Source organism: Leucobacter chromiireducens (assembly GCF_003917135.1).
Taxonomy (GTDB): Bacteria; Actinomycetota; Actinomycetes; order Actinomycetales; family Microbacteriaceae; genus Leucobacter; species Leucobacter chromiireducens_A.
The window spans coordinates 1-11335 of the sequence record NZ_RPDI01000050.1; the positions used below are offsets into that span (position 1 = coordinate 1).

The 11335-nt window shown below is 70.0% G+C and carries 11 protein-coding genes; 6 read left to right on the plus strand and 5 right to left on the minus strand.

What is annotated here, in order from left to right:
- Positions 1–35 precede the first annotated feature (35 nt).
- The 5 genes from EGM46_RS13960 to EGM46_RS13980 are packed head-to-tail and all read left to right on the plus strand — an operon-like array spanning position 36 to position 4790.
- Positions 36–1016: an ornithine cyclodeaminase family protein gene (locus EGM46_RS13960; RefSeq protein WP_241156365.1), complete on the plus strand. Its 981-nt coding sequence runs from the start codon at positions 36–38 to the stop codon at positions 1014–1016.
- Positions 1017–1025: 9 nt separating this feature from the next.
- Positions 1026–1784, plus strand: coding sequence for a GntR family transcriptional regulator (locus EGM46_RS13965; protein ID WP_125100737.1), 759 nt, complete (start codon positions 1026–1028; stop codon positions 1782–1784).
- On the plus strand, positions 1781–2935 hold the full coding sequence (locus tag EGM46_RS13970) for an NAD(P)/FAD-dependent oxidoreductase (protein ID WP_125100738.1): 1155 nt from the start codon (positions 1781–1783) through the stop codon (positions 2933–2935). Before EGM46_RS13965 ends, EGM46_RS13970 begins: the two co-directional genes overlap by 4 nt.
- Positions 2932–3267: a 2Fe-2S iron-sulfur cluster-binding protein gene (locus EGM46_RS13975; protein ID WP_125100739.1), complete on the plus strand. Its 336-nt coding sequence runs from the start codon at positions 2932–2934 to the stop codon at positions 3265–3267. The genes EGM46_RS13970 and EGM46_RS13975 overlap by 4 nt, the downstream gene beginning before the upstream one ends.
- Positions 3264–4790 carry an FAD-dependent oxidoreductase gene (locus tag EGM46_RS13980; RefSeq protein ID WP_125100740.1) on the plus strand — a complete coding sequence of 509 codons (1527 nt, stop codon included), beginning with the start codon at positions 3264–3266 and terminating at the stop codon, positions 4788–4790. Before EGM46_RS13975 ends, EGM46_RS13980 begins: the two co-directional genes overlap by 4 nt.
- Positions 4791–4905: 115 nt before the next feature.
- On the opposite strand, the gene EGM46_RS13985 is transcribed toward EGM46_RS13980, so the two are convergent.
- The 5 genes from EGM46_RS13985 to EGM46_RS14005 all read right to left on the minus strand — a co-directional run bounded on the left by EGM46_RS13985 (position 4906) and on the right by EGM46_RS14005 (position 9796).
- Positions 4906–5616: an ABC transporter ATP-binding protein gene (locus tag EGM46_RS13985; protein WP_125100741.1), complete on the minus strand. Its 711-nt coding sequence runs from the start codon at positions 5614–5616 to the stop codon at positions 4906–4908.
- Positions 5613–6437, minus strand: a complete 825-nt coding sequence (locus EGM46_RS13990; protein ID WP_125100742.1) for an ABC transporter ATP-binding protein — start codon at positions 6435–6437, stop codon at positions 5613–5615. The genes EGM46_RS13985 and EGM46_RS13990 overlap by 4 nt, the downstream gene beginning before the upstream one ends.
- Positions 6434–7603 (minus strand): branched-chain amino acid ABC transporter permease, encoded by a 1170-nt coding sequence (locus EGM46_RS13995; RefSeq protein ID WP_206427591.1) that lies wholly within the window; start codon positions 7601–7603, stop codon positions 6434–6436. Before EGM46_RS13995 ends, EGM46_RS13990 begins: the two co-directional genes overlap by 4 nt.
- A 2-nt stretch (positions 7604–7605) precedes the next feature.
- Positions 7606–8499: a branched-chain amino acid ABC transporter permease gene (locus tag EGM46_RS14000; RefSeq protein ID WP_125100743.1), complete on the minus strand. Its 894-nt coding sequence runs from the start codon at positions 8497–8499 to the stop codon at positions 7606–7608.
- 112 nt (positions 8500–8611) lie between these two features.
- Entirely contained in the window at positions 8612–9796 is a 1185-nt protein-coding gene (locus EGM46_RS14005; protein WP_125100744.1) for a branched-chain amino acid ABC transporter substrate-binding protein, read from the minus strand.
- 195 nt (positions 9797–9991) lie between these two features.
- Between EGM46_RS14005 and EGM46_RS14010 the strand changes: the two genes are divergently transcribed.
- Positions 9992–11017, plus strand: coding sequence for an agmatine deiminase family protein (locus tag EGM46_RS14010; RefSeq protein ID WP_125100745.1), 1026 nt, complete (start codon positions 9992–9994; stop codon positions 11015–11017).
- Positions 11018–11335: the final 318 nt, after the last annotated feature.

Sequence of the window (11335 nt, forward strand, 5' to 3'; positions counted from 1 at the left end):
GATCCGAGCGATCCGTTCCCGAAGGGGTTCCTGCTGTGACCACGCACCCAGCTCCTCACGCGCTGCCCTACTTCGACGCCGACGCGGTGCGGCAGGCCCTGCCGTTCGAACGCGCGATGGCCGCGATCGCCGACGGTCTGCGTGGCGGCATCGATCCCGAGCTGGATGGGCCGCGCCTGTTCAGCCCCGCCCCCGACGGCGAGTTCCTCCTCATGCCGGCGCAGGGGGCCGAGTTCAGCGGGCTGAAGGCGCTCACGGTCGCCCCGCACAACCCGGACCGCGGGCTCGAGAAGATCCAGGGGCTCTACATCCTGTACTCCTCGGACACGCTGTCGCCCGTCGCGGTGCTGGAGGGGGCGAGCCTCACCGCGATCCGCACCCCGGCGGTGACGCTCATGGCGGTGCGCCACCTCGCCGAGATCGCCCCGACGCTGTTCCCCGCGGCGCCCCGCGTGCTCGTCTTCGGGGCCGGCGTCCAGGCCGTCGGACACATCCAGGCAACGCTCGCCGCCTTCCCCGGAGCCCGCGTCGACGTGGTCGGCCGACGCCCCGAGCGCGTCGCAGCGCTGCAGCGCGAGTTCCCGCAGCTCGGGATCCGCGATCGCGGCGAAGACGTCGCAGCCGCCGTGCGCGAGGCGGACATCATTCTGTGCGTCACGAGCGCCAGCACCCCGCTGTTCGACGGCGCGCTCGTGCGCGACTCCGCGATCGTTGCGGCGGTGGGCACGCACGGGCGGGAGCTCCGCGAGGTGGACGACGCGCTCGTGACCCGCGCGGACATCGTGGTCGAGGGCCGCGCATCCGCCGCACGGGAGAACGGCAACCTCGCCACCGCGCTCGACGCGGCGGCCTGGGCATCCGACACCGCGCCGCGCAACCTGCAGGAGCTGGTGCGCGGCGAGGTGACACGCACCCCTGGTCGGCCAGCCTTCTACAGCGGAGTCGGCATGTCGTGGGAGGATCTGATCTGCGCCTCCACAGTATTCTCTGACGCCAGGGCGCGCACGATTCGCTGAGGAGTTCACATGTCACCGCTTCCCACCGCCTCCGAGCAGCCGTCGCCGTGGACGCCGCTTGAGCGCCCCATGAACCTGCGCGAGACCGTGCTCGAGCAACTGCGCACGGCCATCATCACCGGGCGGCTCGCCGAGGGCGAGGTCGTCTCGGCGCCGTCGCTCGGCCAGGCACTCGGGGTCTCGGCGACGCCCGTGCGCGAGGCGATGATGGATCTCGCGCGCGAGGGCCTCGTCGAGACGATCAAGAACAAGGGCTTCCGCATCACGAAGATGAGCCCGGAGGATCTGCGGGATCTCACCCAGATCCGCCTCCTGCTCGAGCCGCCGGCCATGCACTTCGTTGTCGGCAACATTCCCGCCGAGGTGCGCGGCGAACTCGATCGGCTCGCCGCCGAGTGCCTGAGCGCGGCTGAACGCGAGGACCTCGAGGGGTACTTGCGCAGCGATCGGGAGTTCCACGCGCTGCTCCTCACGCGAACCGGCAACCCGCAGCTCGTGGATCTCGCCACCTCGCTGCGCACGCGCACGCGCCTCTACGGCATCGCAACGCTGGCGCGCGAGGGGCGGCTCGCCGACTCCGCGCGCGAGCACCAAGAGCTGCTCGGGATCCTGGACCGCGACGACGCGGCGGGCGCTGAGCGCCTCATGTGCCAGCACATCGGCCACGCGCGCTCGATCTGGGCCACCGGTGGCACCGAGGACACTGACGCGGCGCCGGCCTCCGACGCGGCGAGCTCACCACCCCGATCCGAAGCCGAGCCCGAATGAATCGCACCTCAGACGTCCTGATCATTGGCGCCGGCATCATCGGCGCCGCCACCGCCTACTTCGCCGCACGCGCCGGCCTCTCCGTCACGGTGCTCGAGCGGGATCTGCCAGCCGGCGGTACCACCTCGCGCTGCGAGGGCAACATTCTCGTCTCCGACAAGGAGCTCGGCCCCGAGCTTGAGTTGACCCAGTACTCGCTCGGGATCTGGAAGGGCGAGCTCGCCGAGCACCGCGACCTCTGGGAGTTCGAGTCGAAGGGCGGCGTCATCGTCGCCTCACGCGAGTCCAGCCTGGCGTCGCTCGACCGATTCTCCGCAGCGCAGCGTGAGTTCGGGATCGCGTCGGAACGCCTCGACGCCGCCGGCCTGCGCGCGCTCGAACCGCACGTCACCGACCGCGCGCTGGGCGCCGCGTTCTATCCCGAGGACAGCCAGGTCCAGCCGATCCTCGCCGCCTCCCACCTCCTGCGCCTCGCACGCAAGGCCGGCGCGACCCTCGTCACCCGCGCCCCCGTCACCGCGCTGCTGCGCTCGGGTGAGCGCGTCACGGGGGCACGCACGCCGCGCGGTGACTTCTCCGCCGCGCACACCGTGAACGCGACGGGCACCTGGGCCGGGGAGATCGCCGCGCTCGCAGGGGTACACGTCCCCGTGCTGCCGCGCCGCGGCTTCGTGCTCGTCTCCGAGCCGCTGCCGAAGATGGTGCACCACAAGGTGTACGCGGCCGAGTACGTCGACAACGTCGGCAGCTCCGACGAGGGGCTGCAGGCTTCCCCCGTCGTCGAGGGCACGCCGGCAGGCACGATCCTGATCGGCTCGAGCCGCGAGCGCGTCGGCTTCGACGCGACCGTCAGCCCCGCAGCGCTCCGCACCATCGCACGGAACGCGATCGAGCTCTTCCCGTTCCTCGAGCGGACCAGGATCCTGCGACACTACCACGGCTTCCGCCCGTACTGCCCGGACCACCTGCCCGTCATCGGGCACGATCCGCGCGCGCCCGGCCTGTGGCACGCGGCCGGCCACGAGGGGGCCGGCATCGGGCTCTCCGCCGGCACGGGGAAGCTCCTCGCGCAGGCGCTCGCTGGCGCCACCCCCGATCGTGATCTCACCCCGTTCCGACCCGAGCGCTTCGCCGAGGAGGCCGCAGCATGACCGACAGCCCAGCCGCACGGCCGCGTGTGCTGCGCGCCACCTTCGACGGCGAGCCGCTCGTCGCCCCGGCCGGCGCGAGCGTTGCCGCCGCGCTCCTCGCGTCCGGGCGGACCGGGTGGCGCACCACGCGCGCTGGCGCCCCGCGCGGACTGTTCTGCGGCATCGGGGTGTGCTTCGACTGCATCGTCGACATCGACGGCGAGTCCGGGCAGCGCGCGTGCATGATCCCGCTCGAGGAGGGGATGACCGTGGCGCCGGCTGGCAGCTGCGCGGAGCGAGCGAATTCCGCGGCGGAGCTGGCCAGCCAGGGCGACGTCGAGGACCTCGCATGACCGGGCAGCTGCGGCGCACCGGCGCCGCCGCGCGCGTGGACGTCGCGATCGTCGGTGCCGGGCCAGCGGGTCTCGCCGCTGCGGCGAGCGCGCTCGCGGTCGGGGCCACCGTGTGCGTGATCGACTCGAGCGCGCAGCCGGGCGGGCAGTACTGGCGGCACGCCTCTGAAGCCGCGGGCGTCGACGACGATGGGGCGCTGCACCACGATTGGCGCACCTACCGCTCGCTCCGCGCGGAGTTCGACGCCGGGATCGCGGCTGGCCAGCTCACGGCGCACTTCGGCACGAGCGTGTGGTCAGCGCGGCGTGACGCCGAGGGCGTCGCCCTGGCGCTGACGCCAGCGTTTGGCACGCGCGGCGAGGCTGCGCGTGCGGACGGGTCGGATCCCACGCCAACGCAGCTCCGCGCCACGCGCCTCGTTCTCGCGACGGGCGGCTACGATCGCCAGCTTCCCGTCCCAGGCTGGGATCTGCCCGGCGTGATGGCCGCCGGCGGCATCCAGGCATTCCTGAAGCAGAATCGCATGCTGCCCGGCTCGCGCTTTGTGATCGCGGGCACCGGCCCGTTCCTCCTGCCCGTTGCTGCGGGCATCGCGCAGTGGGGTGGCGAGGTGGCGGCGGTGTGCGAGGCGACCGACCTCACCGGCTGGCTGCCGCGCGCGCACCGGGCGCTGGGCGTTCCGGCGAAGGGCGTCGAGGGCGCGGAATACATCGCAGCCTTCGTGAAGCACCGCATCCCCTACCGCGTGCGCACGGTGATCACCGAGATTCTCGGGCGGGATCGCGTCGAGGCGGTCCGCACCGCGCGCGTCGACCGCGCCGGGCGCGAGATCGCGGGCAGCGCGCGGGTGATCGAGGGCGTCGACGCCGTTGGTCTCGGCTGGGGCTTTACCCCGCAGCTGGAGCTTCCCGTGCAGCTGGGAGTCGACACCCGAGTGGACGCGGACGGTTCGCTCATCGCAGTGGTGGACCAGGCGCAGCGATCCTCCGTTTCGGGGGTGCTCCTCGCTGGCGAGCTCACCGGTGTGGGCGGCGCGGCGCTGGCGGTCCTTGAGGGGCGCATCGCCGGCCGCGTGGCCGCCGCGGAGGCCCGCGGCGAGCGCGTGCTGGCCGCACGCGGCGCCGAGTTGCGCGCCGTGCGCCGTCAGCGCGGGTTCGCGGAGGCCATGCACCTCGCGCACCCGGTCCCGGCTGGCTGGGCCGAGCGCGTCACCGACGACACGCTCGTCTGCCGCTGCGAGGAGGTGCCGGCTGGCGCGCTGCGGCGTGCGCGGGGCGAGCTCGCGAGCGACGATGCGCGCAGCCAGAAGGGCGTCACGCGCACGGGGATGGGCTGGTGCCAGGGGCGGGTCTGCGGTTTCGCGGTGTCGTGCCTGGCGGGTGGCGACGATCTGGCTGGCGGTGTGGTGTCGGCAGCGTCGGGGGCGTCGGCGGCGTCGCTCGCGCAGAACGCGAAGCGCCCGATCGCGCAGCCGCTGCCGCTCGGGGAGATCGCGGATCTCGCTGACGCTGAGACGCACTGAGGTCGCGCGCTTCATTCGAGTCTGGGTAGATTCCGCAGAGAATCCACTCGATTTCGAATGAAGCGCGCGATCTCGAGTTGGGGGGGGGCAGCGCAGGGCCGCCCCAACGACAGCGCTACGCGCCGAGGTATGCCTCGATCACGCGCGGGTCGCGCGCGAGGTCCGCCGCCGCACCCGACATCGTGACGCGGCCAGACTCCAGCACGTACGCGCGGTGGGCGATCTTCAGCGCGGCGCGCGCGTTCTGTTCGACCAGCAGCACGGTGGTGCCCTCGGCGTTCACCGCGCGGATGATGTCCATCACCTGCTGGACGATCAGCGGGGCGAGCCCCATCGACGGCTCGTCGAGCAGCAGCAGCTTCGGGCCACCGACGAGCGCACGGCCGAGCGCGAGCATCTGCTGCTCACCTCCCGAGAGCGTGCCGCCCTGCTGGTCTCGCCGCTCGGCGAGCCTCGGCATGAGCTCGTACGCGTGCGCCGCACGCTCGGCGATGAGCTTCTGATCCTTCACGAGGTACCCGCCGAGCAGCAGATTCTCGTGCACGGTGAGCGTCGAGAAGATGCGCCGCCCCTCGGGAATGTGCAGCAGCCCGGCCCCCACGATGTCCCAGGGCTGCGACCTGCTGAGGTCGTGCCCACCCCAGGACACCGCGCCGCTCTTCGCACGCACGAGGCCGGAGATGAGCGACAGCGTCGAGGTCTTCCCCGCACCGTTGTTGCCGAGCAGCGAGACGATCTCGCCCTCGCGCACCTCGATGCTGAGGTCCCTGAGCGCGTGCACCCGGTTGTAGTACAGCTCGACGTGCTCGAGCGTCAGTGTGCTCATGCGTCTTCCTCCCCGAGGTAGGCGGCGATCACGAGCGGGTCCTGCTTGACCTGCTCGGGTGTGCCGTCCGCGATTTCTTTGCCGTAGTTGAGCACCACGATGCGCTCCGACACCTGCATCACGAGCCCCATGTCGTGCTCGATCAGCACGATGCTCACCCCGAGCTCCCGAATGCGGCGGATGAGCGCCATGAGCTCGTTCTTCTCGGAGTGGTTGAGCCCGGCGCCCGGCTCGTCGAGCAGCAGCAGCTTGGGCTGCGTGGCGAGTGCGCGCGCGATCTCGACGCGCCGCTGCTCCCCGTAGGGCAGCTGGGTGACGAGCAGTTCGTCGTCGGCGCGGAACCCAACGAAGTCGAGCCAGCCGCGCGCGTCCTCGGCGCACTGCGCCTCGCTGCGCCGAAAGCGCGGCGTGTGCAGCATGGCATCGAACACGTTCTGCCCGAGGTGCGCGTGCATGCCCGTCTTCACGTTCTCCAGCACCGTCATGTCGGTGAAGAGCCGCACGTTCTGGAAGGTGCGTGCCATGCCTCGCGCCGTGATCGCGGAGGGCTTCTTGCGTGTTACCTCCTCACCGTCGAACTCGACCACACCGCGGTTCGGCCGGTAGAAGCCCGAGATGCAGTTGAATGCGCTCGTCTTCCCGGCACCGTTGGGCCCGATCACGGAGACGATCTCGCCCTCGTGCACGTCGAAGCTCAGGCCGTCGACGGCTGTGATGCCGCCGAATGACACGGCGAGGTCTCGCACGCTCAGAATCACGTGGTGTTCGCGTGCCGGCCCGGCAGCTCCCGCCGGGGTGGCGGCGACCGTGTTCGCGCTCATCGGGGATCCCCCTCTTCAGTCAGTTCGCCGATCACCGGCGCGGCCGCGGTGGGCGGCACCTGCGGGATCTCGCGTTTCTTCAGGAACGGCAGGACCGCGTTCGCGGGCCAGATCCCCTTCGGCCGGAAGATCATCGCGATCACGAGCAGCACGCCGAAGAGCAGGAAGCGCCACTCGGAGAACTCGCGCAGCAGCTCGGGGGCGAGCGACACGAAGAGCGCACCGATGATCACGCCTGGCGTGGATCCCATGCCGCCGAGCACCACGGCCATGAGCACGAGCGCCGAGTACAGAAACTCGAAGCTGTTCGGCGAGATCGCGCTCAGGTGGCTCGCCATGAGCGTGCCCGCGAAGCCGCCCCACACCGCGCCGATGATGTACGCCGCAAGCTTGGTCTTGTAGCCGTTGATCCCCATCGCCTCGCTGACGTCCTCGTCGTCGCGCACCGACTTCCACGCGCGGCCGAGCTTGCCGCGCCCGAGGCGTGCGACCGCCACGACCGCGATCCCGATCCCGACGAAGAGCACGAAGTAGTAGAACAGGATCTTCGGCCCGAAGTGGATGCCGGCGATGTCGAGCCCATCGGCGAACGACCAGCCGTAGAACGACCAGGTCGGGATCCCGTGGATCCCCGACGGGCCACCCGTGATCTGCAGGTTGTTCGCCGTGATGCGGATGATCTCGCCGAAGCCGAGCGTCACGATCGCGAGGTAGTCGCTGCGGAGCCGCAGCGTCGGGCCGCCGATGATCACGCCGGCGATGATGCAGGCGATGATCACGAGCGGGATCGTCTCGAGCATCGAGAAGCCGAACTGGGTGGTGAGGATGCCGCTCGTGTATGCGCCGACCGCCATGAACGCGATGTACCCGAGGTCGAGCAGGCCGGCGTAGCCGACCACGACGTTCAGGCCCATCGCGAGGATGATGTAGATCATCGCGGACGTGAGGATCGAGATCATGTACGGCGTCGCGGTGATGAACGGGAGCACGGCGGCCGCGAGGAACAGCACGAGGCCGACGAGCTTCATGAAGCGCTCCGGCGCGAGTACGCCGCTCACGGCGGGCGGCCGCTCGATGAACGGCTTGGGCACCTGGAGGCGGTGCCGCTGGAGGCGGTGCCGCTGGAGGCGGTGCCGCTGGAGGCGGTGCAGTTTGGACTGTGGCATGATCAGACCCTTTCCACTACGCGCTCGCCGAGGATGCCCGTGGGTTTGAACACCAGGAACAGGATCAGGAAGCCGAACGCGAAGACGTCGCGCCACTGGCCGCCGAGCCAGTGCGTGCCGAACGATTCGAGGAGGCCGAGCACGAGCCCGCCGAGCATGGCACCGTAGAGGTTGCCGATGCCGCCGATCACCGCCGCGGTGAAGGCTTTGAGGCCGATCACGAAGCCCATGAGGAAGTCGATCGTGCCGTAGTAGGCCGCGGCCATGACGCCGGCGGCGCCCGCGAGCGCCGAGCCGATGAAGAAGGTGCGCGAGATCACCCGGTTCACGTTCACGCCCATGAGGAGCGAGGCTTTCTGATCGAGCGCGATCGCCCGCATCGCGCGGCCCTCGCGCGAGTGCATCACGTAGCGCTGCAGGAAGAACATGAGCAGCGCGGCGACGAGCATGAGCACGAGCTGCGGCATCGTGATCCGCGCCCCGAACACGTCGATGGGTGTGCCAGCGAGCCGGATCGGGAACACGAGCGGGCTCGCCCCGAAGATCTGCCGCACGGAGTACTCCAGGGTGAACGAGACGCCCACCGCGGTAATGAGGGCCGCGAGCCGCGGGCTCGTGCGCAGCGGTCGGTACGCGACCCGCTCGATCATCACGCCGATGCCGCCGGTGAGCAGCATGGTGATGAGGAGTACGAGGAGCAGGATCGGGATCGATCCCAGGCCGAACAGCCCGGTGACGCCGCCGAGCACGACGAACGCGAGAAACGAGCCGAGCATGTAGAGGTCGCCGTGCGCGAAGTTCAGCAGTTTGATGATCCCGTAGACCATGCTGTAGCCGAGCGCGACGAGCGCGTAGAAGGAGCCAACGAAGAGGCCGTTCCAGATGAGTTGAAACACGTGTCCGCCTTTGCAGTGTGGTTGGTGCGGGCGCGAGGGGCGGCGCCACGCACGTTCGCGCGCCGCCGCTCATCGGGATCGCCCAGCGCGTGCGGGGCGATCCCGATCCGCGCTAGTCCTGCAGGCTGTCCTTCATCACGAACGCGCCGCCCTCGCCCGTCGGTTCGACGATCACGAAGCCGCCGCTGCCCTCGAGCGTGCCCTCCGCCGTGAAGGTGGCCGGGCCGGAGAAGAGCGGGAAGCCGTCGAGGCCGGCGATCGCCGTCGAAACGGCCTCACCGTCGGTCGATCCGGCCTGCGTCAGCGCCTCGGCGGCGACGCGCACGGCGTCGTAGCTCTGGGTCGAGTAGGGGCCCGGCGCCGCGTTGAAGCTCGACTCGTAGTCCGCGAGCCAGGTGTCCGCGCCCTCGAGCATGTCGGGGGTCTGCGTGAACGAGCCAACGACGTTTGCCGTGTACTCAGCCCCGGCGATCGCGGCGAGCTGCGCGTCGACGGAGCCATCGCCCACCATGATGGTGCCCTCGTAGCCGGCCTCGCGAAGCTGGCGGATCAGCAGGCCGCCCGCCTGGTAGTAGCCGGTCCACACGATGAAGTCGGGCTTCGCGCTGAGCACGTTGTTGACGTTGGCGGCGAAGTCTTTCTCGTCGGGGTTCACGGAGTCGGTCTTCACGACCTCGAAGTCGCCGTCTCTCTTCGCCTGCTCGATGACCGAGTTGGCGAGGTCCTTCGAGTAGTCGGTGTTGTCGTCGATCACCGCGGCCTGCGTCGCGCCCACCGAGTTCGCATACTTCACGATCGCCGCGGCCTGCTGCGATCCCGTGCCGTTGATGAGGAACGCGCCCTGGCCGACGAGCGCGTTCGAGTTCGCGGCCGGGATGATCATCGGGATCCCCGCCTCGGCGAAGATGGGCAGCGTCGGCAGGGTTGCGCCCGAGCAGTAGCCGCCGACCGACACCGAGATGCCCGCGGTCACGAGCTTCTGCGCGGCGGCGACGGAAGCGGTCGCGTCGCAGGCGTCGTCCTCCACGACCAGTTCGAGGTCGCGGCCGTCAACGCCGCCGTCCTCGTTGATCTCGTCGATGGCCATCTGGGCGCCGTTCTTCATGTAGTCGCCGAAGGCCGCTTCCGATCCCGAGAACGGCGCGAGCATGCCGAGCTTGATCGGGCCCTCCGAGGAGCCGGCGTCGCCGCCGCCCGCGAGGCCGCCGGAGCATCCGGTCAGCGCGAGGGCAGCGGAGACGGCGAGCGCGCCGGTTGCGGCGATGCGGCGGGACCACGGTGCGTGGGGTGCAGACATGGGTCTTCCTTTCCTGATGCTTCGTTGAATCACGCGGAAGAGTGATGCGTGCGGCGCAAGCCTTGCGCCATGTGCCATATTACACAGCACACTCACAGATGGTACCCCCGGGCGGGAATTCGTCGCACCGCTTCCCTTATTGGGCGGGCGACCAGTAATATATGGTGACCCCTCCCCGATACAAAGGAGTTTCGTATGACCACCTGGCGGATGCCGATCGAAGGACACGAGCAGGAGCGCCTGTGGCTGGCCTGGCCAACGAGCGGATACACGCTCGGCGAGACCGAAGCCGAGGTCGAAGAGGCGCGCACCACCTGGGCCGCCGTCGCGAACGCCGCGAGCGAGCACGAGCCGGTCACGGTCGTCGTGAACCCGGGCGACGAGGCCGTCGCTGCGCGCTACCTGTCCGGCCAGATCGACCGCCTCGTTGCGCCGCTCGACGACGCGTGGATGCGCGACATCGGCCCGAGCTTCGTGATCGGCGACGATGGTCGCCTCGGTGCCGTGAACTACGTGTTCAACGGCTGGGGTGGGCAGGACTGGGCGAGCTGGGAGAACGACCAGCACATCGGCAAGATTGTGGCCGAGGCTGCGGGCGCCGAGCGCATCGACTCGAAGATGGTCAACGAGGGCGGCGGCATTCAGGTCGACGGCGCGGGCCGCGTGATCATCACGAAGACGGTGCAGCTCGATCCGGGCCGCAACCCCGGTTGGACCGCAGAGCAGGTCGAGGCCGAGCTGCTGCGCACCATCGGCGCGGAGAGCGTGCTCTGGCTGCCGCGCGGCCTCACGCGCGACCACGATACGTTCGGCACCCGCGGGCACTCCGACATCCTCGCGGCGTTCACGACCCCCGACGTGCTCCTCATGCACCGCCAGGACGCGGCCTCGCACCCGGATCACCCGATCGCGCAGGCCAACCGCGCTGCGGCCGAGGAGTATCGCACCGCAACGTCCGCCGGGTTCGAGATCCTGGACCTGCCCGCCCCCGAGACCCTGCGCGACGCGGAAGGCTACGTCGATTACAGCTACATCAACCACGTGGTCATCAACGGCGCGGTGCTGGCCTGCTCGTTCGACGATCCCGCCGACGATCGCGCGCTCGCAACGCTGCGCGAGGTCTACCCCGGCCGCGAGGTGATCGGGATCGACGCGCGGCCGCTCTTCGCGCGCGGCGGTGGCATCCACTGCATCACGCAGCAGCAGCCCAAGGTCGGCTAGCTTCGTCGTTTGCAGTGCTGCGGTGGCCCGTTGGCGGGCTCCCGCAGCACTGCGGCGTTTCAGGGGTGTGTTCACCTTCTGGTGGAGGGTGAGGTGAGTTCCTGGACCGGGATCAGGGGTTCCTGATTTCGTGGTGATCTGTGGCGTGTTTCCGCGGTTTTCGGGGGCCTGAATGTCGGTGGTCCCTGCTTGAATCAGCGCATGTCCCCCACCGATCCTCGCACCCCAGCACCCCCGCCCGTCCCGGAGCGTGAGGTGATCCCGCACCGTGTTGCGGTTGAGCTCGTTGATTGTGCGGTCGGGGTGCTGGAGCGGTAC

Coding starts and splice junctions, on each gene's coding strand:
- EGM46_RS13965 (WP_125100737.1), top strand. CDS start 1,026: ATGTCACCGCTTCCCACCGCCTCCGAGCAGCCGTCGCCGTGGACGCCG.
- EGM46_RS13970 (WP_125100738.1), top strand. CDS start 1,781: ATGAATCGCACCTCAGACGTCCTGATCATTGGCGCCGGCATCATCGGC.
- EGM46_RS13975 (WP_125100739.1), top strand. CDS start 2,932: ATGACCGACAGCCCAGCCGCACGGCCGCGTGTGCTGCGCGCCACCTTC.
- EGM46_RS13980 (WP_125100740.1), top strand. CDS start 3,264: ATGACCGGGCAGCTGCGGCGCACCGGCGCCGCCGCGCGCGTGGACGTC.
- EGM46_RS13985 (WP_125100741.1), bottom strand. CDS start 5,616: ATGAGCACACTGACGCTCGAGCACGTCGAGCTGTACTACAACCGGGTG.
- EGM46_RS13990 (WP_125100742.1), bottom strand. CDS start 6,437: ATGAGCGCGAACACGGTCGCCGCCACCCCGGCGGGAGCTGCCGGGCCG.
- EGM46_RS13995 (WP_206427591.1), bottom strand. CDS start 7,603: ATGCCACAGTCCAAACTGCACCGCCTCCAGCGGCACCGCCTCCAGCGG.
- EGM46_RS14005 (WP_125100744.1), bottom strand. CDS start 9,796: ATGTCTGCACCCCACGCACCGTGGTCCCGCCGCATCGCCGCAACCGGC.
- EGM46_RS14010 (WP_125100745.1), top strand. CDS start 9,992: ATGACCACCTGGCGGATGCCGATCGAAGGACACGAGCAGGAGCGCCTG.